The sequence below is a fragment of the Arthrobacter sp. CJ23 genome, from assembly GCF_024741795.1.
GTDB lineage: Bacteria > Actinomycetota > Actinomycetes > Actinomycetales > Micrococcaceae > Arthrobacter.
On the sequence record NZ_CP102950.1, the window covers coordinates 2,219,275 to 2,245,452 of the forward strand.

Consider the following 26,178-nt stretch of genomic DNA (forward strand, 5'->3'; position numbering starts at 1 on the left):
ATGAAGACAACACACGACGGCGGCGTGGCAACGCGCCGTGAATCGCCCACCGGGCTCGATCTTGACCGTCTGACGGATTGGCTGGCCCGGGAATGCCCCGGATTGGTGACGGGGGAGCTCTCGGCCAGTCTGATCCAGGGCGGAAAATCGAACCTGACGTATGAGCTCAGCGACGGGGCCAGCCAATGGATTGTGCGCCGTCCGCCGCTGGGCACCATCATGGCCACCGCCCACGACATGCGCCGCGAGTACACCATGGCCGATGCGCTTCGGAACACGGACGTCCCGGTGGCGAGGATGTTCGCCTATTGCGGGGACAAGGACGTTCTGGGTGCCGACTTCTACATCATGGAACGGATCGACGGCCTGCCGTACCGGTATGCCGACGAGATCAAACCGCTCGGCGAGGCACGTACCAGGGCCATCGGGACCGAGCTGGTGCGCACCTTGGCGAAGCTGCACAGCGTCGATCCGGCCAGCGTTGGCCTGGGCAACTTCGGCAGGCCCCAGGGCTTCCTCGGCCGTCAGGTGAAGCGCTGGAAGCAGCAGCTCGACGCCTCCTTCACCCGGGAACTTCCCGGAGCGGACAAGCTGTACGAAGAGCTCCTTGCGGCAGTGCCCTCCGAGTCCGCCTCCGGCATCGTTCACGGCGATTTCCGCCTGGACAACGTGTTGATGGGCGCCGACGACCTGCCGGCAGCAGTCATCGACTGGGAGCTGGCCACGCTCGGGGACCCGCTGCTGGACTTGGCCCTGATGTTGATCTACCAGCGCCGCGCACGGATCGTGGCAGCTCGGGAATCGATGGATCCTGCCACTTACGACGTGACGCTGGCGCCTGGCTACCCCTCCGAGGAGGAGATCATGGCGCAGTACGAGAGGGAGAGCGGCCGCTCTCTTGACGGATTCGGATTCCACCTGGGTCTGGCCTGCTTCAAGCTGGCAGGCATTTCCGAGGGCGTCCGCTACAGACACATCAACCGCCAAACCGTTGGCGAGGGCTTCGAGGACAGCGGCAGTACGGTGCCTTTGCTGCTGGGACTCGGGCTCGAATCACTGAAGGAGTACAAGTAGATGGAATTCTCAACCGACGAGCGGACCGAGCTCCTGAAGAAGGAGCTGGTCGATTTCATGTACGGGTATGTGTACCCGAACGAAGCCGCATACCAGGAGGAACTGGACAATCTTGAGAACCCGTACGCGTTCTCAGAATCCCCGATCCTGCAGAAATTGCGCGCCGAAGCGCGCCGCCGTGGCCTGTGGAACCTGTTCCTGCCCGGCGAAGAGGGGGCAGGGCTGAGCAACGTGCAGTACGCCCCGCTTGCCGAAATCACCGGCCGCAGCCGCACCCTTGCCCCGGCGGCACTGAACTGCGCGGCCCCGGACACCGGCAACATGGAGTTGCTTGCCGAGTTCGGCACCGAAGAGCAGAAGGAAAAGTGGCTCAAGCCGCTGCTCAACGGCGAAATCCGTTCCGCCTTCGCCATGACGGAACCCGCCGTCGCCTCCTCGGATGCGACAAACATCGAGACCTCCATCGTGCGTGACGGCGATGACTACGTGATCAACGGCCGCAAGTGGTTCATCACCGGTGCGATGAACCCGAACGCCAAGATCCTGATCGTCATGGGCAAGACGGACCCTACGGCCGACCGGCACCGGCAGCAGAGCCAGGTCCTGGTTCCGCGCGACACGCCGGGCGTGAACATCAAGCGCGGCATGAAAATCCTCGGCTTCGAGGACACCTACAACGGCGGCCACGCCGAGATCGTGTTCGAGAACGTGCGGGTCCCCGTGACAAACCTGATCGGTGGGGAAGGGGACGGATTCGCCATCGCCCAGGCCCGTCTGGGCCCTGGCCGCATCCATCACTGCATGCGTGCGATCGGCATGGCCGAGCGCGCCATCTCCATGATGTGCGAGCGTGCCGACAGCCGTGTTGCCTTTGGCAAGCCGCTGAGCGATCAGGGAGTGATCCGCGACTGGATCGCCGAGTCCCGCGTGCGTGTCGAGCAACTGCGCCTGATGGTGCTCAAGACCGCCTGGCTCATGGACACCGTGGGCAACAAGGGAGCCCACACCGAGATCCAGGCCATCAAGATTGCCACCCCGTCCACCGTTGAATGGATCCTCGACAAGGCGATCCAGGTCCACGGTGCAGGTGGCCTGTCGCAGGACTTCTTCCTGTCCTCCGCATTCGCCTATGCGCGCACGCTCCGCTTCGCAGACGGCCCCGACGAAGTGCACAAGAATGCACTTGCCCGCAATGAGCTCAAGCGCCAGCGCGCCCGGCGTGAGGCCCGTGCCAACGCCTAGGCAGGTCCGATGTCCCCCGCACCGCAACCGCGGTGCGGGGGACATTTTTGTGTCCGCACTTATCTACGCCGATGATCGGGGATCGCTATCACCCTGCAATGGTTGTGGCGCTTCCAACGCACGCCTTCCCCCAAGAGACTTGGGTCACACCGGCGCTCGAATTCGCCGGGAGAATGCCTGGGCCGCGAATGCAGGCTGTGGATTGCCCAATGCAAGCGGTTTCACCAAGGACGAATCAACCACACAGGAGCATGAATGTTTGAGTCACAAAATGGCGGATCGCCCCGTGGGGATCTGCAGGCATGGGACAACGGAATCGCGCGCCGATCACTGTTGAGGTATGCGGGACTTGGCGCGGCGGCACTGGGTTCTGCCTCGTTGCTGGCGGCCTGTGGTAGCAACCAGGGACCCGCGGCATCAGCCGCAACGCACAAGTTCACCGTCGCGGCGTTCCCCGGCGATGCGTACTTCCTCGACACCATGAACATGGAAAACAAGATCTACGCGCAGCACCGACTCGAAGTTCCCAAGCACATCACACCGCAAAGTGGCGTCCAGGCATTCCAGCTGCTGGTTGCAGGTGCCGTGGACGGCTACGCAGCCGACACGGGGCTGCTGATGGCAACCCACGCGAACAGTTCCAAGGGCAAGCGTCCGGTGTTGGTTGGTTTCCGCAACCTGGAAACCACGTACGGGATCGTTGGCGGCCCGGACAGCCAGTGGCCGGCAGCCGATGCAGGCTTCGAAGAGAAGATGCACGCCCTGAAGGGCAAGAAGATCGGCGTCACGGCAGTCGGCGCCGGTGGCGACCTGCAGTTGCGGTTGGCCCTTGAATTGGCGGGCATGAAGGACAGTGACGTCACGGTGCTTGCCGTCGGCCCCACCGCCCAGGCGATCCCGAACGTCAAAGCCAAGCGCATTGACGCATATGTTGGCGTCCAGTGGACGGCAACGCGGTTCATTGCCAAGGAAACCGGCGGGACGATCCTGCTGGACTTTGCCGAGGCCAGCGCGCCGGAGTTGCTGCGCAACCAGGCAGTTGTCGCTATTGCCGTCCGCGAAGAGATGGCGCTGCAGCAGCCTGAAGTTGTGCAGAACTGGCTGGCCGCGCAGGAAGCTGCCAGCAAAAGGATCGGTGACAACAAGGAAGCGGCAGCCCGGCTGCTCAACGACAACGGCCTTGGCGGCAAGGCGCCCGACATCGCCACCGAGTACGTCGAGCACTACATTGCGGATGTGCAGCCCAAGCTGAGCCCGATGTTCAAGGCAAGGAAGGACACGGTGGAAAGAATGTCCGAACTCGCGCTGCGTTTTGGCAGCGTCAAGAAGGGCGACATCACCTATGAGCAGCTCGTCCCTGAATTCGCGCGCGCGTAAGCCGGAACGGAATTCGCGCGCGCGTAAGCCGGAACGCAATCCCACAAACGCCTGGGCAGGACCAACGTCCCCGTGCACCGCACCTGCGGCACGGGGACATTCTTGTCTCAAAGGCAGCCGCGGTCAGCTGTCAAGCAATCGCCCGCTGCCACCTGGCTATCGCCTTGATACGTTCTGTGAGATTGATTACAGCGATGCTTTGCCCGGATGATCGTCGTATGACTACTACTGCCGATTCGCTCAGCGTCGACGAATCCTCGACCTCCAGGCCCGTTGCCGCTCGCCCTGGAATCCAGTCCCTCCGGGTCGCACGCAAGGAAGTCATCGCCGACGGCGTCGTGCGCTTGCGACTGGAGGAACCGCGCAACGGCCGCGTCCCTGACTGGGCGCCGGGTTCACACATCGAACTGATGCTCCCGACCGCGGACGCTGGAACCCTCTCGCGCCACTATTCCCTGTGTGGCGACCGCTGGGACCCACATGCGTACGAGGTCGCGGTGCTGAACGAACCGAACTCCAAGGGCGGCTCACGCTACATCCACGAGCAGCTCGCGGTCGGAGACAGGCTCACCGTGGGAACCCCCCGCAACAACTTCCACCTGTCCCAGGCGACCCGCTACGAGTTCATTGCCGGCGGCATCGGGATCACCCCGATCATGACGATGATCGTTGCAGCCGAGCAGCTCGGCATCGATTGGCACCTGCACTACGGCGGCCGCACGCGTGCCTCGATGGCCTTCCTGGACGAGCTGGCCCAGTACGGGGACAAGGTCACCATCTGGCCGCAGGACGAACTGGGCCACCTGAACCTCACCTTCCTAAATGAACCGCTCGACGGCGGACGCGTCTACTGCTGCGGACCGGAACCGCTGCTGAACGCAGTGGCCGGCGCCGCCTCCGGGTGGCCGTCCTGGGCGGTGCGATTCGAACGCTTCGTCCCGGCAACCTTGCCGGCCCCCGTACGGACCGAGCCGTTCGAGCTCGAGCTGGCACTCTCCAAGAAGTGCATCACGGTCGGGACCGAGGAAACAGTGCTTTCGGCGTTAAGCGATGCCGGCGTCCCCGTGCTCTCCTCGTGCAACGAAGGCGTGTGCGGCACCTGTGAGGTCAGCGTCCTGCGGGGCACCCCGGAGCACCGTGACTCTCTGCTGAATGACGCCGAGCGAGCCAAGAACGACCGAATGTTTGTCTGTGTCTCACGCGCGATCACCGATCGCCTTGTGCTGGATCTTTAGGAGCTACCCACCCATGTCGACAGTGACGAAGTGCCCTGTTAACCACGGAACCATCCCGGTCCTCGACGAGGACCCGTTTTCGCCGGAAATCCTGGACAACCCCCTGCCGTTCCAGGAGCGCCTTCGCGAAGCCGGCCCCGTGGTGTTCCTCTCCAAGTACAACGCGTATGCGATCGGACGCTACGAGGACCTCTCCGCCGCCGTCGCGAACTGGCAGGAGCTGATCTCGGGTGCCGGCGTGGGCCTCAACGAGCCATGGCGTGCCCGGGGCCTGCTGCAGATGGATCCGCCGGAACACGATGCGCCACGCGAGGTGCTGCAGGCGATCCTTTCCTCGCGGGTGTTGCGCTCGATGAAGGACACCTGCATGGAGGTGGCCGGAGGCCTGATTGAGGGGCTGTTGGCGGGCACCGCGTCCGGTGGGCAGGTTGAGATCGACGGGCACCGTGAACTTGGTTCAAAGCTCCCCGTGAACTTCTTCCCCGAGGCCTCCGGCATCGACGAGGAGGGCCGCGAAAACCTGGTGCCTTACGCGGACCATATCTTCAATGCGCTTGGTCCCGACAACGAGTTGGTGGAGCAGGGCAAATGCAAGGCCGCTGAGTACACTGAGTGGGCCACGGCCAAATGCCAGCGCGACGCGTTGAAGCCCGGGGGCTTCGGTGCCGACATCTGGGCCGCCGCGGACCGCGGTGACATCCTCCACGACCAGGCTCCGCTGCTGACCCGCTCGCTGCTCTCGGCAGGCGTGGACACCACCGTCTACGGGATCTCCGGCATGCTCTATGCCCTTGCCTCCAACCCCGAACAGTGGGAAGCGCTGCGCAGGAACGCCAACCTGGCGCGCGTCGCCTTCGACGAATCGCTGCGCTGGGAATCCCCGGTCCAGCAGATCTTCCGCAAGACCGCCACCGACGTCACCATCGGCGGCAGCACCATCCCCGAAGGCAGCAGGGTCATGCTGTGCTTTGCCGCGGCGAACCGCGATCCCCGCCGCTGGGAGAACCCGGACGCGTTCGACCTGTCGCGCGATCCCTCCGGGCACCTTGCCTTCGGCATGGGCATCCACCAGTGCGTGGGCCAGCACGCAGCCCGACTCCAAGCGGCGTCCTTGCTGGAACAGCTGATTCCCCGGATCACGAGCATCGAGCTTGCCTCGCCAATCGAACGCCACCACAACAACACCCTGCGCGGCTGGAATTCGGTTCCGCTGAGGCTGACGCTCGTTTAGGGTGGTTCAAGGGACGCCATGCCGGCGTCGGGATCACACGCTCCCGACGCCGGCATGCGGCCCATGGGGGACCGTCGTTTGACGTGCCCTGGCCACCACCGCGAAATCCCTGGAACCTGGCCCGTGTCACGGGAGGTTCGTCAAGTGGTTCGGCGGCAGCGATCGCGTGCCATCGACAATGCCAGGGAACTAGACATCAGGATCAGCGTCTCGGTGTGTGAGCCGGAGGGCGGCTCCCGACCTTCGGACGCATGGATGGCGGCCTGCACAGCAAACACACGAACGATGTGTCAATGATTCACGACATCCGTACCTACCAAGTCGATCGAAGTGATCCACGTGTGGCCCTACCAGGACCAGGCCGAGCGCACCGAGCTGCGGGCCCGCGCCGCCCAGCACCCGAACCGGCCCCCGGCCCCGGGTGGACTCGTCAACCGGTTGATGGTGGAGCGGGTCATCCCCTTCGACATCGTTGAAGAGCGGGCACCCGGCGCCATCGGACCGGTCTTCGAAATCCGGTTGACTACTTACTTCACAGTCTCGGAGCTTCGCGCCGCCGATGAGGCCTGGTCGACGGCGATCAAGGAACGCAGCCAGCATGGCTCGCTCGTTAGGGCCGGGCGGATGGAGTTCGGGCAGAGCAACGGGATCGTCCAGATCTGGGCGCACCCCAACGACGAGCACCGGGTACGCGAAGCCGCCGCGGCCGGGGCAATGCCGCCCATCGATGGTCGGGTGCCGACATCGACCGTGGTGAAGCGCCTGGCGCCGTCGGTGTTTTCGCCTTTTCAGCAGGTGCTCAGGATGATCCGTGGTGTGCCTTCAGCGCGCGAGCTCGAACAGACCGGCGGCTCCCATGCCGCCACCTACGCACATGGAAATGACAGCGAATTGCTGGTCCCGGCGCCGGGCCTCGAGCAGTGCAGTGCCAACCGCCCGTGAACCGGTCATTCCGTAGGGGTGGCCCAGGGCGATCGCACCGCCGTTGACGTTCATCCTTTCCGGGTCGATCCCCAGGACATCACGGCAGTAGACCGCCTGGGACGCGAAGGCTTCATTCAGTTCCCAGATCCCGATGTCCTCAACGGTGAGGCCGTGGTTCTTCAAGAGCCGTGGAATGGCCGTGACCGGTCCAATGCCCATTTCATCGGGTTCGCACCCGGTCACGGCAATGCCGCAGTAGTAGCCAAGAGGTGACAAGCCCAAGGACGCGGCATAGTCGCTGTTCATCAACACGTTCGCCGAGGCCCCGTCGGACAGCTGCGAGGCGTTGCCGGCTGTCACGGTCGGGTTCGCCGTGAAGTCACCGGGCATCAGTACCGTGCGAAGCCCGGCAAGGGTTTCGAATGTGGTGCCGGCGCGCACGCCCTCGTCCTGGGAGACGAGTTGCTCGAATTCCGTGACTTCACCGCTTTCCTTGTCGGTCCTCAGCATGGTCACGCGGATCGGCGCAATCTCGTCATCGAAGCTGCCGGTTTCCTGGGCCCGCGCTGCCCGTTGCTGGGAGGCGGCCCCCATTTCGTCCTGCGCCTCGCGGCTGATCCCGTAGCGCTCGGCCACGAGTTCGGCGGTCTGCAGCATGGGCATGTAGGCGCCCGGGTGGTTGGCCTCAATCCAGGGATCGCGGCTGCGGAACTTGTTGATGTGTTGGTTCTGCACCAGCGAAATGGACTCGACCCCGCCGCCAATTGCCACATTCATGGAATCCGCGAGGATCTGCTTGGCCGCCGTGGCGACCGCCATCAACCCCGACGAGCACTGCCTGTCAATGGTCTGCCCGGGAACCGTCACCGGCAAGCCGGCGCGCAGTGCGCCTTGGCGGGCGACGTTGAAGCCTTGCGTTCCCTGTTGCGCGGCGGCACCCATGATGACGTCCTCGACCAGCGACGGGTCGATGCCAGTCTTGGCCAGTGCCGCGGCAATCGCGTGCCCGGCCAGTTCAGGGGCGGAGGTGTTGTTGAAGGCCCCGCGGTGCGCCTTGCCGATGGGGGTGCGGGCTGTTGCCACGATGGCGGCTCTGGGCATGGTGGTGCTCCTTCGTGAAGGGGTCTTCGGCATATGCGGGGCAGAGCAGGACGAACGATCTTGCCTCGGTTCAGGCGGCAGTGGCCTCGTAGAGCCGGGAGACCACCTCGGCCACACAGCCTGGCTTCTTCGCCTCGCCATTGAGTTCCTGTTCGACCGTGACCTGGACTGTTGCCTGTGCCCACGTGTCCTCGCGGTCAACGGACACCAGCTTGACCCGGCCACGCACGCTTGAGCCGACCAGGACCGGGGCCGGGTAACGGACCTTGTTCGATCCGTAGTTCACGCCCATGGACATTCCGCCGATGCGGTAGGTGTCGAACATGAACCCGGCCACCAGCGAGAGCGTCATGTAGCCGTGCACCAGCGTGGTACCAAACGGGCCTGAGGCCGCACGCTCGGTGTCGACGTGGATCCACTGGTAGTCGTTGGTCACCTTGGCGAACGCATTGATGTCTTCCTGGGTGATGGTGCGCCATTCGGTGACGCCGATTTCCTCACCCACACACTGTGCGAAGTGGTCGATGCCGCTGAAGATCCTCATGCCTTCGGTCCGCCCGCCACGTACAGCACCTGGCCGGAAACGAACCCGGCGTCCTCGGAGGCGAAGAAGGACACGGCGTTGGCGATGTCCGCGGGCTTGCCGGTGCGGCGCACCGGGATCGCCGCGGCGGCCTTGGCGGTGAATTCCTCGAAAGTGATGCCCATGCGCTCGGCGGTGGAGGCCGTCATCTCGGTTTCGATGAAGCCGGGGGCGATCGCGTTGGCGGTCACGCCGAAGGGGCCCAATTCCAGGGCAAGGGTCTTGGTGAAGCCCTGCAGTCCTGCCTTGGCCGCCGAGTAGTTGGCCTGGCCGCGGTTGCCCAGGGCAGAAGTGCTGGAGAGGTTGACGATGCGGCCCCACTTGGCCTCGACCATGTGCTTCTGGGTAGCGCGGGCCACCAGGAAGGATCCGCGCAGGTGCACGTTCATGACCAGGTCCCAGTCGGAGAGCGACATCTTGAAGAGCAGGTTGTCGCGGATGATGCCTGCGTTGTTGACCACCACCACGGGAGGGCCAAGTTCGTCGGCGGTGCGGGTGACGGCGGCCTCGACGGCGGCCTCGTCCGAGATGTCGGCGACGATGCCGATGGCCCGGTAGCCGGCGGCGGTTAGCTCGGCAGTGAGGGCATCGAGTCCTGCCTGGTCGAGGTCGATCGCTGCGATGTTGAATCCGTCGGACGCCAGGCGCCGGGCAATGTCGGCGCCGATGCCGCGTCCTGCTCCGGTTACCAGTGCGGTGCGCTGCTGTTCAGTCATGATGAAAACCTGTTTCCTTCTCTTGGGTGAAGCCGATCCCTGTCCCTGCCCGCTTAGCGGTAAGTGACCCAGGAACGGGGAAGATGGCCATGGTCGTTGAATGTCACCATCGTCTTCCCGGACGAACCGGTGACGATCTTGGTGACGCCGGAATTCACGGTGACCCGGTTGAGTGCGAGCCATTGGGGAAATCCGCCGTTGAGAAGCCGGGCTGCTGCCCAGGCAATGGCTCCCGAGCTGGAGACGACCACTGCGTCCTGACCCGATCCGAGCCCTTCGACTGCGCTGTCCAGGGCCCTGTCGACGCGCTGTGTGAACGCGGAGAACGACTCCAGATAGTCGGCGTCGTGGTTGTTGGAGGCCCAGCGGGCGGAGGCCTTCTCGAGCAGTCGCTGGAAGGCCCGCGAATCGGTCTTCGCGGTGGGGTCGTCCTCCGGATAGGCGTTCAGCAGATCGGAGGCGTTGAATTCGTCCCAGCCCGGATCGACGACGGGAGCCGTGTCCCAGCCGGCGCCCTCGATGAGTCCCTGTGCCGTTTGGCGCTGGCGCTTCATGCCGCCGCTGACGATGCGGCTCGGAACGGTTCCGCACAGGCCCAGGTGGGTGCCGAGGGCTTGACTCTGGTCCTTGCCGCGGGGCGACAACCGGTCGTAGTCTTCGGTGCCGAAAGATGCTTGTCCGTGCCGGACCAAATAGAGAACACTCACAGTCCCGACGGTAGTCAACACACCGCCCGGGAACTACCCTCTGCTGGCTATCGGGGTGCCAGCCGGATGCTTGCACTACCCGTGGCGCGCCCCGGGATCCTGGACGTCCTCCATACCGGTGAAGGCCAGTATTTCGGCCAGAACGGCGTGCAGCGCCGGCGTGTTGTCTCCGGCCCGCCAAGCGGCGCGGAGGTCGACGTCGGGCGATGACTCAGTGAGCCGCGCGAACGCCACCTGGGTGGAATCGGCGTAGCGGGCCACCGAGGCCAACGTTAGGTGGCAGCCGACTTCGGCACCCACCAGGGCCAGCGCCGTCTGGGTATCGGGTGCAACCTGGGCAAGGTCCGGCGAAAAGCCGGCCGAGCGGGCCATGAGGCGCAAGCGGTCGTCCAGGACGGCACCTTCATGGGGCGGCAGGGTGACGAATGGCTGGTCCTTGAACTGCGCAATGGACAGTTCGGGCTCCCCGGCGAGCGGATGGGTGTCCGGCAGCGCCATCAGCAGGGAGTCAGGCATCACCACCTCGGTGGAAATTCCCGGGGGTGCGAAGTCCCATCTGCCGAGCGCGATGTCGGTCTCGCCGTTCGAGAGGCGGCGCATGGCCGACTGGCCAAAATGCTGGCTCGAGAGTTCAAGCCGGATTCCGGGGTACAGCAGGCGTATGGCGCGTGCCAGCCGCGCGACGAGCCCGTGGGTGGAGATGCCGGCAAAGTCGATCCGGACGAGTCCGCCCCGTCCGTCCGCTGCCGACCTGACAGCAACTTCCGCACGGCGGACTGCGTCAAGGACCTCGCGGGCTGCCGGCACAAGGGCCTGTCCGCTGGCAGTCAGCGTCACGGACCGTGTGTTGCGCTCGAAAAGCAGGGTTCCCAGCTCGGTCTCAAGCTGTTTGATGGTCCGGCTCAGTGGCGGCTGTGCGACATGAAGGCGGGCCGCGGCCCGGCCGAAGTGGAGCTCCTGGGCTACCGCGAGAAACGCTTGAAGCTGGTTGATTTGCATCGTGGAAGGCCATTTCTTCGCCCGATTATTGCAAACAGGGTATCAGTTAACCTGCCCGTGGCCTGCTGCCCCGGCGCCGGTGACGGGGACCGGTCGATGGGACAGGGACAGGGAAGTCGTGCGGCTCAGTCACGCAAGCGGATCCGGCGGGCTTTCCTTCGGGCTTTGCGGTACCGGGCTTCGGCGGTGGCGCCGAGGTGTTTTTCCAGGCGGGCAAGCCGGCCGTAGGCCGAGGAGGCGGAGGCGGGCAGTGCCGGGTCCGAGCCCAGCCTGCGCAGGAGCGTGCGTGCCACCACGCTGTCGTGCTGCTCGCCGAGGGCCATCTGCTGCCTCTGGGCCGCCTTGGCCAGCGAGGTGGCCGGTTTCCCGTGGATTCCGGAAACGGATTCGGCGGCGTGCCTCAGCAGCTTGGCGTCCTTGCGGACCCGGTGGAGCGCGGCATCCCGGTCCGGGCCTTTCCCCGCGCGTGCGACGGACTTTTGTGCCCGGCGAAGGCGTTTGGCCGCCTTGCCGAGCAGCATGGCGGTGGCCTTGCGGGCCGGTTTGGCGGCCAGGGGCATGGCCGGCGGATGGTCGCGGAAGTCTTCCAGATCGTCCAGGAGCCGGTAATAGCGTCGGGAGCCGAGGGCCGCCAGGACTTCCCTGTAGCCCTCGTTGTAGTCGGTTCCGAGCTCCTGTTCGATGGACTCCGCGACGATCCCGGGGATGCTGTCGGGCGGCAACTGCCGGAAATCCCGGCGGAGGCGTTCGCGCAGGACCTCCGCGTCGCGGGGACGGCCGAGGATCCGGGCGAGCAATCTCAGCTCTTCGTCGAGCCGACTGGACTTGGCCTTGGTGAAGAGCGGCCGGTAGGTGCTCAGTGCGGAGCGGATCCGGCGGGTTGCGGAGCGCATCCGGTGGACGGCGTCCGGGGTCCCCAGCCTGACGCCGGCGTCGTGGGTGAGCAATTCGGTGATCTGTCCGCCCAAGTAGGCCGTGGCCACATCCAAGGCCTGGCCCTTCTTCCGCGGCTGTCCCATGTCTGTGGCACGTCTGGGCGGGAGGCCGTCTCCGAGGGCCCGGGCGAGCTTGGATGCATGCGGCGAGCGGCTGGCCCCCGCAGCGCTGAGGGTTTCAGCGGCGGCCGCGAACAGGTCCCCGGTTCCGTGGACGAGTTCGATCTCCCATTCCCGCCAGTCCGTGCCGGGCCGGCCGGAGCCGGGCCGGGATTGCTCCAGGGCGTCTTCCAAAGCCACGGCGTGGACGTGGTCGTCGACGAAGTCAGCCAGATGCTCCCCGCCGAGCCCGTACAGGCGGTACGTGGTGCGGCGGGTGGCCAGACGGACGATCGGGTGGACGGCGTCGCCCCGTGTGTATGCAGGCAGGTATTCGGCCAGCCCCTCGGGCACGGTTTCGGGCTGGCCCAGGGGTGCGTGGATTTCCCGCCGGCTGTCCCGTCCGAGAGGGATCTTCAGGTGCCAGCCGTGGTCCGTCCCGCCGGTGCGGCGCCGCAGGGTGATGCCCCGGGCGGCCAGGGCCAGTACGGAAGTGTCAAAGTAAACCGCCTCGAGCAGGGTCTCGGCCGGCTCCGCCACGTGCCAGACGCCGGGAATCTCCAGCAGCGCCGGCAGCGGGGATGCGGAGTCGACGTCGTATTTCCGTTCCGTTTCGACCGTCTGCTCCGCCTGGACGCCTTGTCCGGGTTTCATCGTGTTGGTCATTGTCCGCGTCCTTGCCGGCACTGTTGGAACAAGTGCAACCCCGTGGGCGTGTCCGGGGTGCCTAGGCCGGGTGCGTCCACCCCGATCATAGGCCGCCGGGGAACGGCCGGACCAGAGCCGGTTTCCTGCAGGAGACAGCCGGAAGCCGGACCCGCATCCGCAAGAGCCAGGAGAGGGGAGTGTTGGTTCGGCTTGCTCGTCACGTCAAAGGTGTGGTCCAATTGGCACGATTCGACGGACATAAGCAGATGGGAGGACGTGTCCATGTACACCGAGCCTCCAAGTATCGGCCGGGACTTTTTCCCTCCCGCCTGAACCCTCACGTCCCAGGTTCCACACCACGTTCACACGCTTTGGCGGGAGAAGTCCGTGGCCATTTAAGGCCGTGACCTCCTGTATGTCTGGATCACCATGATGAACACCCGCCGCTTTTCCGCGCGCCTGCACACCCTCGCCAACCGCACCTCCCGCGCCCTGCAGAACCCTGCTGCCCAGGACGCTGCTGCCGCGCCGTTCCTCTCCGAAACCCGCCGCCCGAGCCTCGTTGACAGCGGCATCTACCTGGACGGGAAGCGGGTTACGTCCCCCCAGAGCCTGCCGGACACCTACCGGGAACTGAACCACCATGAAGGGTCCATGGCGTGGATCGGCCTGGTCCGCCCTGAAGAATCCGAACTGCAGTCCCTGGCCGCCGAGTTCGACCTTCACGAACTCGCCATCGAGGACGCCGTGATGGCGCACCAGCGCTCCAAAATCGAACGCTACGGGGACACCCTCTTCGTCGTGCTGCGCGCTGCCCGCTACCTGGACTCCCAGGAGGAAATCGAATTCAGCGAGCTGCACGTCTTCGTCGGCCCGAACTTCATCATCACCGTCCGCCACGGCAGCTCACCGGACCTCGCCCGGGTCCGCCGCCGCCTCGAGCACGACACCACGCTGCTGCGGCTTGGCCCGGAAGCGGTTTTGTACGCGATCCTGGACGCCGTCGTGGACGGCTATGCCCCGGTGGTCTCCGGGCTGGAGAACGACGTCGACGAAATCGAAACGGAGGTGTTCAGCGGCGACCCCGAAGTCTCGCGACGCATCTACGAACTCTCGCGGGAGGTCATCCAGTTCCAGCGTTCCACCCACCCCACCCTGGGCATCCTGTCAGCCCTCTCCGGAGGGTTCGATAAGTACGGGATCGCCGAGGAACTCCAGAGGTACCTTCGCGACGTCGCCGACCACACGGCCCAGGCGAACGAGCGGATTGACGGATTCCGGTTCATGCTCCGCGACATCCTCACCGTCAACGCCACACTCGTCGCGCAACGGCAGAACGAGGAAATGAAGCACCTGGCCGAGGCCAGCAACGCCCAGAACGAAGAAGTCAAGAAGATCTCCGCCTGGGCTGCCATCCTCTTCGCCCCGACCCTGGTGGGGACCGTCTACGGAATGAACTTCGAGAACATGCCCGAGCTCAGCTGGGAATACGGCTACCCGCTCTCCATCACCCTCATGGCCGGTGTCAGCATCGTCCTGTACACGGTCTTCAAAAAGCGAGGCTGGATCTGAACACGGGGCCGCCGGCCCCGTGGACACCGCCCAAGTCCAAGGAGGCGTTAAGAACGCGTCAAGATCCACTTCCGGTGCGTTAAGGATGCGCTAGGAACGCGTTTGTGCCGTCCAGCCAGGAGTTGACTGGCATCAGCCCCGCAATCGGGGCGCGGATGAAAGGACGTTCCAGTGGCCGACGTGGCTGTTGTGGGGATTCTCGTGGTGTCCATGGGAATCGTGATGTGGATAGCCCACCTTTTGGGCAAAATGGTCGACGGCGATGGTCCGGTGAGCGGGCAATGATCTTTGACGCGATCATGTGGATCGGGCTCCTGCTGGCCGGGCTGGCCCTGCTGGGGTACTTGCTGTCCGTTCTGATCCACCCGGAAAAGTGGTGATACGGATGGATTTCAGTATCGCCTCCTTCGCCACCCAGATTGCGGTCCTGCTGTTGTTGCTGGTCCTGGTGCACAAACCGCTGGGCGTTTACCTCGCCCGCGTGTTTGAGGGCAAGAACTCCACCGGCGCGGAGCGCATGTTCCATCGTCTGGCCGGCGTGGACGCCGGCACGGAACAGAGCTGGTCTGTGTATCTCCGCAGTGTGCTGGTTTTCTCGGCGGTCTCCATCCTGGTGATTTTCCTGCTCCAGCGGCTCCAGGGCGTGCTGCCGGGGAGCGGCTCCCTGCCGGGCGTGGATCCTTGGATCGCCATGAACACCGCGATCTCCTTCGTGACGAACACCAATTGGCAGACGTATGTCCCCGAGGCCACGGTGGGCATCTTCGTCCAGATGTGCCTCCTGGCTGTGCAGAACTTCCTCTCCGCCGGCGTCGGAATTGTTGTTGTGGTCGCGCTGGTCCGCGGGATCGCGCGGACCCGGACGGACAGGCTGGGGAACTTCTGGGTGGACCTGGCCCGGACGTCCTTCCGGGTGCTCCTGCCGCTGGCAACCATCGCGGCGATCGTGATGGTCATCGGCGGCGTGGTCCAGAACTTCTCCCCCACCGACGTCACCAACGCAGCAGCGGGCGTCACCCAGACGATCCCCGGCGGCCCGGTGGCATCCCAAGAGGCCATCAAGGAACTTGGCACCAACGGCGGCGGCTACTTCAACGCCAACTCGGCGCACCCGTTCGAAAACCCCAACGTCTTCATCAGCCTCTTCCAGGTCTTCCTGATCCTGCTGATCCCATCGGCGCTGCCATATGCCTACGGCCGGATGGTGGGGGACCAGCGGCAGGGCTACACGGTAGTTGCTGTCATGGCTACGCTCTGGCTCGGCTCCACCGCCCTCATGGGCTGGGCAGTTGCCTCCGCGCAGGGAACCGCGACGGCGGCTGCCGGAGGATTGGGGGAAGGGTTCGAGCAGCGGCTGGGCCCGGCACAGAGCGCCATCTTTGCGGCCTCCACCACGCTGACCTCCACCGGTGCTGTGAACGTTGCCCACGATTCCCTGCCACCCCTGGCAGGCGGAGTCGCCATGGTGAACATGATGCTCGGTGAAGTGGCCCCCGGCGGCACCGGATCAGGGCTCTATGGCCTGCTGATCCTCTCCATAGTGTCCGTGTTCATCGCCGGCCTCATGGTTGGCCGCACCCCGGAATTCCTGGGAAAGAAGATCGGCCCCAAGGAAATGAAGCTCGCGGCCCTGTACATCCTGCTGACGCCCACCTTGGTGCTGGCCCTGGCCGGGATCACGGTGCTGCTGCCGGACATCTTGGCCAACGCCCCGGCCGCCGGACCCCACCGGTTCAGCGAGCTCCTCTACGCCTTCACGTCCGGCGCCAACAACAACGGCTCGGCCTTCGGCGGGATCACCAGCTCCGGCCCCTACCTGTCCGTGATGCTGGGGCTGGCGATGCTCCTGGGCCGTTTCCTGCCGATCGCGCTGGTGCTTGCCCTGGCCGGTTCCCTCGCCAAACAGCAGAAGATCCCGGCGTCGTCCGGCACCGTACCCACCCACGGCTGGCTCTTTGGCTCGCTCCTGCTCGGCGTCACGGTGATCATGACTGCCTTGAGCTACTTTCCGGCCCTCGCCTTGGGCCCCCTCGCAGAAGGACTCCTTAAATGACCCGCCCCAGCACGGCATTCGCCAGGGACAGCGCCACCGCAACCCTCGCCGACGGAAACCCCCTGGGCACCCCAGGGGAGCACAAACACCACACCAAAGCCCCGGCAGAACTGACGATTGCCAGCGTCGGGGCCGCGCTTCCACTGGCAGTCCGGAAGTTGGCGCCGCGCCAGATGGTCCATTCGCCGGTGATGTTCACCGTGCTGGTGGGCGCGGCCCTGTGCACCGTCATCTGCATCGCCAAACCCGCGGTGTTCAGCATCGCCGTGACGGTGTGGCTGTGGCTGACCGTGTTGTTCGGGACCCTGTCCGAAGCCATCGCCGAGGGCCGCGGCAAGGCCCAGGCCGACAGCCTCCGGGCAAGCCGCAAGGGCGTCCAGGCGCGGCTCCGGCTGGCGGATGGCACCGTCAAGCAGGTCCCCGGCACGGATCTGCGCCTGAACGACGTGGTGATCTGCGAGGCCGGGGACGTCATCCCTTCCGACGGTGAAATCATCGAAGGCCTGGCCAGTGTGGACGAATCCACCATCACGGGGGAGTCCGCTCCTGTGATCCGCGAATCCGGCGGGGACCGTTCCTCGGTGACCGGGGGCACCCGCGTCCTCTCGGACCGCATTGCCGTGCGCATCACGGCCGAACCGGGCCAGACGTTCATCGACCGGATGATCAAGCTGGTGGAGGGTGCCGTGCGGCAGAAGACGCCCAACGAAATCGCCCTGCATGTCCTGCTCGTTTCGCTGACCATCGTGTTCCTGGCGGTCACCATGAGCCTGGCGCCGTTCGCCTCCCTGGCGGGCGCAACGCCGTCGCCGATTGTCCTGGTGGCGCTCCTGGTGTGCCTCATCCCCACCACCATCGGCGCACTGGTTCCGGCCATCGGCATTGCCGGGATGGACCGCCTCGTACAGCACAATGTCCTGGCCACCTCGGGCCGTGCCGTGGAAACCGCCGGGGACATCACCACGCTGCTGCTCGACAAGACCGGCACCATCACGTACGGCAACCGGCGTGCGGTCAATTTCTTCCCGGCCAACGGAGTGGAACGGACCGAACTCATCTCCGCCGCCCGCTTGTCCAGCCTGGCGGACGAAACGCCCGAAGGGCGCTCGATCGTTGATCTCGCCGCGGACAAGGGCGTGGAAGCGCCGGATCTGGCCGAGCTGCGCAAGGCCTCGGCAGAGATCGCCATTGTCGAATTCACGGCCAGCACCCGCATGAGCGGCGTGGACCTCGATGGGCGCAGGATCCGAAAAGGCGCCGCGTCCGCCGTCGCACGCTTCGTCACTGAGGCGGGCGGGCGCATGCCTGCCGAGGTCGACCGCAGGGTGCAGGAGATTTCGGCGCAAGGCGGCACACCGCTTCTGGTGGCCGAAACCGCCCACGACGGCGGAGCCCGGATCCTGGGGGCCGTGCACCTGGCAGATGTGGTCAAGCCGGGCATGCACGCCCGCTTCGCCGAGCTGCGACGCATGGGGATCCGCACCGTGATGATCACCGGCGACAACCCCATCACCGCAAAGGCGATCGCCGCGGAGGCCGGCGTGGACGACTTCGTGGCCGAGGCCACGCCGGAGGACAAGCTTGAGGTCATCCGGCGGGAACAGGCTGAAGGCCGGCTTGTGGCCATGACGGGCGACGGCACCAACGATGCCCCCGCGCTGGCTGCCGCAGACGTCGGCGTGGCCATGAACTCGGGCACGCCGGCCGCCAAGGAAGCCGCCAACATGGTGGACCTGGACTCGGACCCCACCAAGCTGATCAACATCGTGGGCATCGGGAAGCAACTCCTCATCACACGCGGCGCCCTGACCACGTTCTCCGTGGCCAACGACGTCGCCAAGTACTTCGCGATCGTCCCGGCCCTGTTTACGGCGGCCTTCCCGGGGCTCGGACTGCTCAACATCATGGGCCTGGCTTCGCCGTCCTCGGCCATCCTGTCCGCTGTGATCTTCAATGCGCTGATCATCATCATGCTGGTTCCGCTGGCCCTCCGCGGCGTGAAGTACCGGGCAGTCTCGGCCAACCAGGCCCTGGGCCGGAACCTGCTGATCTACGGACTGGGCGGGCTTGCGGCGCCCTTCATCGGCATCAAACTCATCGACCTGCTCATTTCCCTCATCCCCGGCATCGGCTAGGAGGCCACCTGTGAACACCCTTTCCGGCTATCTTCGCCAGACCGGCACGGCCCTGCGGTTCCTGCTGCTGGCCACCGTCATCCTCGGGCTGCTCTACCCGCTTGCGGTCTTCGGCATCGCACAAGCCGTTGCCCCGTTCCAGGCCAACGGCTCCATCCTCAAGGACCCCGCCGGCAACCCCGCCGCTTCGGCCCTGATCGCCCAGGCCTCCGCCGACGACGCCGGCACCCAGGATCCGCGCTGGTTCCACGCCCGGCCCTCCGCCGTCGGCTGGGACCCGGCGTCGTCCTCGGCCAGCAATCTTGGCCCCAACGAGGCAAAACTGCTCGACGCCGTTGCCGCCAACCGCACCGCCGTTGCCGCCGCCGAGGAGGTCACGGAGTCCGAGGTTCCCGCGGACGCGGTGACCACCTCCGGCTCGGGACTGGACCCGGACATCTCGCCCTCCTATGCCCGGCTCCAGGTGCCCCGTGTGGCCGCAGCCCACGGACTCAGCCCCGAGGCCGTCCAGGCCATGGTGGACCGGCACACGAGCAGCGGACTGGAGGCATTCCTGGGGCAGCCGTCCGTGAACGTCACGGAGCTGAACCTTGACGTGGCGGCCGCCGTGGCGCAGGGCAAGTGAGTATCCAGTCGGAGTGGAAGAATGGCGTCATGGGACGGGCAACGCTGCGTATTTTCCTTGGGGCAGCCCCGGGGGTCGGGAAGACCTACGCCATGCTCGAGGAAGCCCACCGGCTGGGCGGCCGCGGCGAGGACGTTGTGGTGGCGTTTGTCATGGACCACGGGCGCAGCGATACCCGGGCGCTCGCCGACGGCCTGGAAACCATCCCGCCGCGGACCCTTGAGTACCGGGGAACCTTCTTCGAAGAAATGGACCTCGACGCCGTTCTGGCCCGCCGTCCGTCCATCGCCGTCGTGGACGAATACGCCCACTCGAACGTCCCGGGAACCCGCAACAGCAAACGCTGGCAGGACATCGAGGAACTCCTCGAAGCCGGCATCAACGTCCTGTCCACGGTGAACGTCCAGCACCTGGCTTCGCTGGGCGACGTGGTCAGTGCCATCACGGACGTCCGGCAGGCGGAAACCGTGCCCGACGACGTGGTGCGGCGGGCCGATCAAATCCACTTGGTGGACATCTCCCCGGAACTGCTGCGCCAGCGCCTGGTGGACGGCAAGATCTACGCCGCGGACAAGGTCGATGCGGCGCTTTCGAACTACTTCCGGTTCGGAAACCTCACCGCGCTCCGGGAACTGGCGCTGCTGTGGCTGGCCGACCGCGTGGACGAGGGCCTGGCCAAGTACCGGGCAGAAAACAACATCGCGGCCAGTTGGCCGGCGCGGGAACGGATCGTCATCGGCCTGACGGGCGGGCCCGAAGGAGAGGTCCTGATCCGCAGGGCGGCGCGGATCCTCAAACGCGTCAACGGCGGCGATCTCCTCGCCGTTCACGTGCGGTCCGCCGATGGGGTCGCGGCCGAGTCACCGCAGGATCTCGAAGCACAACGGCTCCTGGTCCGGGACCTCGGCGGCAGCTACCACACCGTGGCGGGCGAGGATCCGGCGGCGGCGCTCCTGGACTTCGCCCGCAGCGTCAACGCAACACAGATCGTTGTGGGCGTGTCCCGGCGCCGTTCCCTGGCAAGCCGGCTGATCCGTGGCGGCATCGGCAACAGGGTGGTCCGGGACTCCGGCGACATCGATGTCCACATGGTCTCGCATCCGCTCGGCGGCCGCGGCAGGGAACGCTCCCGCCAGAGGGACCTTGGACGCGCCCGCGTGTCCCTCGGCTTTGCCCTGGCCGTGGTGCTTCCCGTGCTGCTGCAGCTTCTGCTGGCGGCCAGTCCCTCACACAACGTCGCGACGGCGGTGCTGGTCCAGCTGACCGGCTCCGTGGCCGTGGCCCTGGTGGGCGGGCTGTGGCCCGCACTGCTGGGTGCGTTGTGGAGCAGCCTGCTGGTGAACTACTTCTCCACCCCGCCCGTGGGGACCCTGACCATCAGCGACCCGCAGAACCTCCTGGCCTTGCTGGTGTTCGTCGGTGTCTCGGCCGCCGTGGCCGCCGTCGTGGACCTCTCGGCGCGGCGCTCCAAGGAAGCCGCCCGCGCCCGCGCCGAAGCTGCCACCCTCGGGGACCTGACCCGCGGCGCGTCCAGCGCCGAGGACACCGTGAAGGGGCTGCTGGAGCAGGCCCTGGATGTGTTCCAGGTGCGCGGCGCTGCCCTCTTCACCGCGGATCCGGGCGGGGGCGCGGGTGGCGGCGCCGACCCGGGCTGGCGGCTCGTGGCCCGTGCCGGCGAACGGCCCGCGGCCGCGCCGGATGCGGGGGAGAACATCGAACAGATCGACGCCGGAACCCGGCTGGTCCTCTCCGGCAGGATCCTGCCCGCGAGTGACCGCCGCCTGCTGGGCGCCTTTGGTGCCCACCTTTCCGCGCAGCTCGAACGCCGTCAGCTCGCGGCCAGCCGCCGGGAAATCGTGCGCCTGGCCGAGAGCAACACCATGCGCACTTCAATCCTCCGCGCGGTGTCCCACGATCTGCGGACCCCGCTGGCCGGGATCAAGCTGGCCGTCGGAGGGCTGCGGCAGGCCAACGTCCGTTACACACCCGAGGAGGAACAGGAACTGCTCGCCACGATCGATGAATGCTCGGACCGGCTCGACGTCCTGGTGGGGAACCTGCTGGACATGTCGCGCATCAGCTCCGACTCCGTCAACGCCCTGATCAGGCCCGTGCGCTGGTACGAGGTGATTCCGGCGGCCCTGCACGGCATTCCGGCCGGGAAGGTCCGGGTGGACCTGCCAGCCAACATGCCCGAGGTTGATGCCGACGCCGGCATGCTGGAACGCGTCATTGCCAACATCGTGGAGAACGCCGTCAAATACGCCCCGGCGTCGGACATCGTGATCGTTGGCGCGGCGGGAGGCCTCAGCACCACCACGCTGGCCGGGCGTCCCGCTGGCGAACTGCGCATCATCGACCATGGCCAGGGCGTCCCCGCCGGGAGCGTGGTGGAGATGTTCCAGCCCTTCCAGCGGCTAAACGACGTCCCCGCCACCACCGGCGTTGGCCTCGGCCTGGCCGTGGCCAAGGGATTCACGGAAGCCATGGGCGGTACCCTGAGCGCCGAGGAAACCCCCGGCGGCGGGCTGACCATGCTGGTCCGCCTGCCCTTGTCCACGGGCGCCGCGTTCGAACGCGGCGCCACCCAGGCGCCGATCGAGGCACAGTCCGTGCTGCTGGAACGGGCCCACACCCCGCCCCTGCCCGTCAAGAAGGGCGTCCAGTGAACCACGTCCACGCGGGCAGTGTCCTGGTGGTCGACGACGATCCGCACATCGTCCGGGCCCTGAAGATCACACTCCAGGCCCACGGCTACACCGTCGCCACCGCCCCCGACGGCGAAACGGCACTGCGCTCGGCCGCCCAGCACCCCGCCGCGGTGGTGATCCTTGACCTGGGCCTGCCGGACATCGACGGCACCACCGTCATCACCAGGCTCCGGGAATGGAGCAGCGTACCGATCCTGGTCCTCTCCGCCCGGCACGGCTCCAACGACAAGGTGGAGGCCCTGGACGCCGGGGCGGACGATTACATCACCAAACCATTCGGGCTCGATGAACTCCTGGCCCGGCTGCGGGCCATCCTCCGCCGCACCGCGGAGCCGGGGGATGAGGACCCCGTGGTGGTGACGGACTCCTTCACCATCGACCTGGGCAAGAAACGTGTGAGCCGTGACGGCCAGGACGTCCGGATGACCCCCACGGAATGGAACATCCTGGACATCATGGTGCGGAACCCGGAGAAACTCATCACCCAGCAGCAACTCCTCACCGAGGTCTGGGGGCCGGCCTACGCCAAGGAAGCCAACTACCTGCGCGTATACATGGCACAACTGAGACGGAAACTCGAACCCGAACCCGGCAATCCCCGGCACCTGCTCACCGAGGCCGGCATCGGCTACCGCTTCCAGCCCTGACCCGCTTCCAACCCTGAACTGGTCCGCGCAAAGATTCCGTCAAGATCCCGGCGGATTCCGCCGGGCGGGGCGCCTCCGGTGTTACTGTCGGCATGAATCAGACAGTGCTTCGCATTTTGCGGAAGGGCACAGATGACCAGCATGAGCAGGCCGCCGGCGGATCCGTCCACACCCCGTCCGGGCGCCGCGGAGGCATTCAGGGCATGGCTGCTTCTTGGCCTGCAGGACTCCAAGGGCTCCCACCAGGGCCCCGGCGGCGTCTTGGCGTCGCGCGAGAAAACGCATGCATGGTGGCAGGTCATGTGCCTGACCGGCGTCGATTACTTTTCCACCCTGGGCTACCAGCCCGCCATCGCGGCCTTGGCGGCCGGGGTGATTTCCCCGCTGGCCACCCTGGTGCTGGTCGCTGTCACCCTGCTGGGTGCACTGCCGGTCTACCGGCGGGTGGCCGGGGAAAGCCACCGGGGTGAAGGATCCATTGCCATGCTGGAGCGGTTGCTGTCCCGTTGGGGCGGCAAACTGTTTGTCCTGGTCCTGCTGGGATTCGCCGCCACGGACTTCATGATCACCATGACGCTCTCGGCCGCGGATGCCACGGCGCACCTGGTCCAGAACCCGTTCGCCCCCAGCTGGCTCCAGGGCCAGAACGTCATCATCACCCTGGTCCTGCTGGCATTGCTGGCTGCGGTGTTCCTGCGCGGCTTCAAGGAAGCGATCGGGGTCGCGGTCATCCTGGTGGCGGTCTATCTGGGCTTGAACGTCGTCGTCGTGGCCATCACCCTCGTGGAGGTTTTCATCCATCCGTCCGCCATCGGGGACTGGTGGGGTGTGCTGGCAACGTCCCACGGGAACCCGCTCATGGCGGTGGGCATTGCGCTGCTGGTGTTCCCCAAGCTGGCCCTGGGCCTGTCCGGTTTCGAGACGGGGGTGGCCGTGATGCCCCAGGTCAGGGGCAATGCATCCGACACCGAAGACCACCCCGAAGGGCGCATCCGGGGAACCCGCCGCCTGCTGACCACGGCCGCCGTCATCATGAGCTCCTTCCTGATCACCAGCAGTTTCACCACCGTGGTGCTGATCCCGGAGCACGAATTCCAGCCCGGAGGCCAGGCCAACGGCCGAGCCTTGGCGTTCCTGGCCCACGAGTACCTGGGTGCCGGGTTTGGCACCGTGTACGACGTGAGCACCATCGCGATCCTCTGGTTCGCCGGGGCCTCGGCCATGGCCGGGTTGCTGAACCTTGTCCCGCGCTACCTGCCCCGCTACGGCATGGCCCCCGAATGGGCCCGGGCCGTGCGCCCCCTGGTGCTGGTGTTCACCCTGACCGGGTTCCTGGTCACCTACCTGTTCGACGCCGACGTCGACGCCCAGGGCGGTGCGTACGCCACCGGCGTGCTGGTGCTGATGACGTCCGCGGCAGTGGCGGTGACCCTCTCGGCGCGGCGCCGCAGGCAATCCCGGCGCACGATCGGTTTCGGCGCGATCGCGGTGGTGTTCATCTACACCACCATCGCCAACATCATCGAGCGGCCCGAGGGGATCAGGATCGCCGGGTTCTTCATCCTTGGCATCATCCTGATCTCGCTGCTCTCCCGGGTGCTGCGGTCCTTCGAGCTGCACGCCACCCACGTCCGCTTCGACCAGCAGGCCATTGAATTCCTCACCGCCATGGAGGACGGGCCCATCGGCATCATCTCCCACGAACCCCGCCGGATGACCGCTGAGGCCTACCGTGACAAGCTCGATTCCGCCATCGCCGTCAGCCACCTGCCAGAGGACTACCCGGCGGTGTTCCTGGAAGTGGTGGTGGATGATTCCTCAGACTTTGAGACGGCCTTGGAAGTGCGCGGAATCTTCCGGCACGGCTACGCGGTGCTGGAGGTCCACGCACCCGTGATCCCGAACACGATCGCCTCGGTGCTCCTGCACATCCGCGATGTCACGGGCCTGATGCCCCATATCTACTTCCGCTGGACCGAAGGCAATCCGGTCATCAACCTCCTTCGCTTCCTGTTCCTGGGTGAAGGCGAAATCGCCCCGGTCACGCGCGAGGTCCTGCGCCAGGCCGAACCCGACGTCAGGCAGCGCCCTTGGGTCCACGTCGGCTAGACCCGGCCGGTTAGCGGCTGCAAGACTCCGATTGTGAAACTAAGTGCCTTGACATGGAACTGAGTTTCATTCATTCTTGATTCCACGTGGTTTTGCCACGGGTCTCCGCTGGGCGGAGGGAACCACTGGAATCCAAAGGACCGCTTGATGACAAACTCCGCCTCCACTGCCATCCCCACCGAACTGCACGCCTCTTTTCCCAGCGGCACCATGGAACCCGAGTATGTGCTGACGGAGGCGCTCGACCCGGATCCGGCCTCGGTCTTCAAGGACATCAGCGCCGAGGACCGCGCCTATTGGGACCGTGCCCGCGCCTTCGTCCAGGATGAGGTCCTCCCGGTGATCGCCGGCTACTGGGAGCGCGCCGAGTATCCGCTGCACCTGGTCAAGCGCCTGGGGGAGCTGGACCTGCTGCGCGACGGCGTGGACGTGGAAGGCTTTCCGGCCATGAGCAAGACCGCCGCCGGCCTGGTCACCATGGAACTGAGCCGCGGGGACGGCTCCATTGCCACGGTCCTGGCCGTGCAGGGCGGCTTGGCGCTGCGTTCCGTTGCCGAGTGCGGTTCCGCGGAACAGCGCGGACGCTGGCTGCCGGCGCTGTCCCGGGCCGAAGAATACGGCTCCTTCGCCCTGACCGAGCCCGCGCACGGTTCCGACTCCGTGGGCCTCGAAACCACTGCTACCGCCGTCGAGGGCGGCTACGTACTCAACGGCGAGAAGAAGTGGATCGGCAACGGTTCGATCGGCGGCGTGACCGTCGTCTGGGCCCGCGGCGAGGATGGCAAGGTCCACGGCTACCTTGTCCCGCAGGATTCACCGGGTTACACGGGCACCACTATCGAGGGCAAGGTTTCCCTGCGTGCGATCTGGCAGGCGCATATCCGCCTGGAGAACGTCTTTGTGCCGGAGGAGAACGTGCTTCCGGGCGCCCATTCCTTCAAGGACACCTCGCGGGTGCTGCTGGCGACCCGGCTCGGGGTGGCGTGGTCCGCCGTCGGGCATGCCACGGCCTGCTACGAAACGGCGGTGCAGTACGCCGCCCAGCGCCGGCAGTTCGGCAAACCCTTGGCCGCCTCGCAGATCGTGCAGGAGCGCCTCGCCCGCATGCACTCGGAGCTGGCCACCATGCAGCTCATGGTCATGCAGATGACCAGGCTGGATGAGGAAGGCGCACTGACCCCGGCGCAGGCTTCGCTCGCCAAGTTCACCTGCACGCGCACGGCCCGCTCCATCGCCTCCAACGCCCGCGACCTGCTGGGCGGCAACGGCATCCTGCTGGCCAACCGGGTGGCCCGGCACTTTGCCGACATTGAAGGCATCCACACCTACGAGGGCACCGAAACCGTGCAGGCCCTGATCATCGGCCGCTCCATCACGGGCATCTCCGCCTTCGCCTGAGCCGCTCCTCCGGGTCGCCCGCGCCGGTCCGGCAAGCCTCCCGGCATCCCCGCAGAC

At 66.1% G+C, this 26,178-nt stretch carries 22 protein-coding genes; 16 read left to right on the forward strand and 6 right to left on the reverse strand.

Annotated features, from left to right (window positions below; genetic code table 11):
- The 7 genes from NVV90_RS09770 (at position 1) to NVV90_RS09795 (ending at position 7,101) form a co-directional block, all read left to right on the forward strand.
- A complete protein-coding gene (locus NVV90_RS09770) occupies positions 1-1,074 on the forward strand; it encodes a phosphotransferase family protein (protein ID WP_258440946.1) in 1,074 nt (357 codons plus the stop codon).
- Positions 1,075-2,316: an acyl-CoA dehydrogenase family protein gene (locus NVV90_RS09775; protein WP_258440947.1), complete on the forward strand. Its 1,242-nt coding sequence runs from the start codon at positions 1,075-1,077 to the stop codon at positions 2,314-2,316.
- Positions 2,317-2,571: 255 nt separating this feature from the next.
- The gene (locus tag NVV90_RS09780; protein WP_258440948.1) at positions 2,572-3,693 is read left to right on the forward strand and encodes an ABC transporter substrate-binding protein; all 1,122 of its coding nucleotides are present in this window, start codon (positions 2,572-2,574) and stop codon (positions 3,691-3,693) included.
- Between the two features lie 218 nt (positions 3,694-3,911).
- Positions 3,912-4,928: a PDR/VanB family oxidoreductase gene (locus NVV90_RS09785; protein WP_258440949.1), complete on the forward strand. Its 1,017-nt coding sequence runs from the start codon at positions 3,912-3,914 to the stop codon at positions 4,926-4,928.
- Positions 4,929-4,941: 13 nt separating this feature from the next.
- A complete protein-coding gene (locus NVV90_RS09790) occupies positions 4,942-6,159 on the forward strand; it encodes a cytochrome P450 (RefSeq protein ID WP_258440950.1) in 1,218 nt (405 codons plus the stop codon).
- An 83-nt stretch (positions 6,160-6,242) separates the two neighbouring features.
- Positions 6,243-6,380 carry an amidase family protein gene (locus NVV90_RS21065; protein WP_396125373.1) on the forward strand — a complete coding sequence of 46 codons (138 nt, stop codon included), beginning with the start codon at positions 6,243-6,245 and terminating at the stop codon, positions 6,378-6,380.
- A 109-nt stretch (positions 6,381-6,489) separates the two neighbouring features.
- The gene (locus NVV90_RS09795; RefSeq protein ID WP_258440951.1) at positions 6,490-7,101 is read left to right on the forward strand and encodes a hypothetical protein; all 612 of its coding nucleotides are present in this window, start codon (positions 6,490-6,492) and stop codon (positions 7,099-7,101) included.
- Here the strand turns inward: NVV90_RS09795 and NVV90_RS09800 are convergent.
- From NVV90_RS09800 to NVV90_RS09825, 6 genes are all read right to left on the reverse strand, one after another.
- A complete protein-coding gene (locus tag NVV90_RS09800) occupies positions 6,982-8,184 on the reverse strand; it encodes an acetyl-CoA C-acyltransferase (protein ID WP_258440952.1) in 1,203 nt (400 codons plus the stop codon). The two genes, NVV90_RS09795 and NVV90_RS09800, sit on opposite strands and share 120 nt — an antisense overlap.
- Positions 8,185-8,254: 70 nt before the next feature.
- Positions 8,255-8,728: a MaoC family dehydratase gene (locus tag NVV90_RS09805; RefSeq protein ID WP_258440953.1), complete on the reverse strand. Its 474-nt coding sequence runs from the start codon at positions 8,726-8,728 to the stop codon at positions 8,255-8,257.
- Positions 8,725-9,483, reverse strand: a complete 759-nt coding sequence (locus NVV90_RS09810; RefSeq protein WP_258440954.1) for an SDR family NAD(P)-dependent oxidoreductase — start codon at positions 9,481-9,483, stop codon at positions 8,725-8,727. The genes NVV90_RS09805 and NVV90_RS09810 overlap by 4 nt, the downstream gene beginning before the upstream one ends.
- 53 nt (positions 9,484-9,536) lie before the next feature.
- The gene (locus tag NVV90_RS09815; RefSeq protein WP_258440955.1) at positions 9,537-10,190 is read right to left on the reverse strand and encodes a histidine phosphatase family protein; all 654 of its coding nucleotides are present in this window, start codon (positions 10,188-10,190) and stop codon (positions 9,537-9,539) included.
- A gap of 75 nt (positions 10,191-10,265) precedes the next feature.
- Positions 10,266-11,189 carry a LysR substrate-binding domain-containing protein gene (locus tag NVV90_RS09820; protein WP_258440956.1) on the reverse strand — a complete coding sequence of 308 codons (924 nt, stop codon included), beginning with the start codon at positions 11,187-11,189 and terminating at the stop codon, positions 10,266-10,268.
- Positions 11,190-11,314: 125 nt separating this feature from the next.
- Positions 11,315-12,889, reverse strand: a complete 1,575-nt coding sequence (locus tag NVV90_RS09825; protein ID WP_258440957.1) for a CYTH and CHAD domain-containing protein — start codon at positions 12,887-12,889, stop codon at positions 11,315-11,317.
- Between the two features lie 405 nt (positions 12,890-13,294).
- Here NVV90_RS09825 and NVV90_RS09830 point away from each other — a divergent pair, with 405 nt between their 5' ends.
- The 9 genes from NVV90_RS09830 to NVV90_RS09870 all read left to right on the forward strand — a co-directional run bounded on the left by NVV90_RS09830 (position 13,295) and on the right by NVV90_RS09870 (position 26,121).
- Positions 13,295-14,443, forward strand: a complete 1,149-nt coding sequence (locus tag NVV90_RS09830; RefSeq protein ID WP_396125397.1) for a magnesium and cobalt transport protein CorA — start codon at positions 13,295-13,297, stop codon at positions 14,441-14,443.
- Positions 14,444-14,724: 281 nt separating this feature from the next.
- On the forward strand, positions 14,725-14,823 hold the full coding sequence (locus tag NVV90_RS09835; RefSeq protein ID WP_258440959.1) for a potassium-transporting ATPase subunit F: 99 nt from the start codon (positions 14,725-14,727) through the stop codon (positions 14,821-14,823).
- A 5-nt stretch (positions 14,824-14,828) separates the two neighbouring features.
- On the forward strand, positions 14,829-16,496 hold the full coding sequence (kdpA, locus tag NVV90_RS09840) for a potassium-transporting ATPase subunit KdpA (RefSeq protein ID WP_258440960.1): 1,668 nt from the start codon (positions 14,829-14,831) through the stop codon (positions 16,494-16,496).
- Positions 16,493-18,631, forward strand: a complete 2,139-nt coding sequence (gene kdpB / locus NVV90_RS09845) for a potassium-transporting ATPase subunit KdpB (RefSeq protein ID WP_258440961.1) — start codon at positions 16,493-16,495, stop codon at positions 18,629-18,631. Before kdpA ends, kdpB begins: the two co-directional genes overlap by 4 nt.
- A 10-nt stretch (positions 18,632-18,641) precedes the next feature.
- Complete coding sequence (gene kdpC, locus NVV90_RS09850; protein WP_258440962.1) at positions 18,642-19,256, forward strand: K(+)-transporting ATPase subunit C; 615 nt, start codon at positions 18,642-18,644, stop codon at positions 19,254-19,256.
- A 29-nt stretch (positions 19,257-19,285) separates the two neighbouring features.
- Positions 19,286-21,925: a DUF4118 domain-containing protein gene (locus NVV90_RS09855; RefSeq protein WP_258440963.1), complete on the forward strand. Its 2,640-nt coding sequence runs from the start codon at positions 19,286-19,288 to the stop codon at positions 21,923-21,925.
- The gene (locus NVV90_RS09860) at positions 21,922-22,614 is read left to right on the forward strand and encodes a response regulator (RefSeq protein WP_258440964.1); all 693 of its coding nucleotides are present in this window, start codon (positions 21,922-21,924) and stop codon (positions 22,612-22,614) included. Before NVV90_RS09855 ends, NVV90_RS09860 begins: the two co-directional genes overlap by 4 nt.
- A 132-nt stretch (positions 22,615-22,746) precedes the next feature.
- Complete coding sequence (locus NVV90_RS09865; RefSeq protein ID WP_258440965.1) at positions 22,747-24,723, forward strand: amino acid transporter; 1,977 nt, start codon at positions 22,747-22,749, stop codon at positions 24,721-24,723.
- A 147-nt stretch (positions 24,724-24,870) separates the two neighbouring features.
- Positions 24,871-26,121 carry an acyl-CoA dehydrogenase family protein gene (locus NVV90_RS09870; RefSeq protein WP_258440966.1) on the forward strand — a complete coding sequence of 417 codons (1,251 nt, stop codon included), beginning with the start codon at positions 24,871-24,873 and terminating at the stop codon, positions 26,119-26,121.
- Positions 26,122-26,178: the final 57 nt, after the last annotated feature.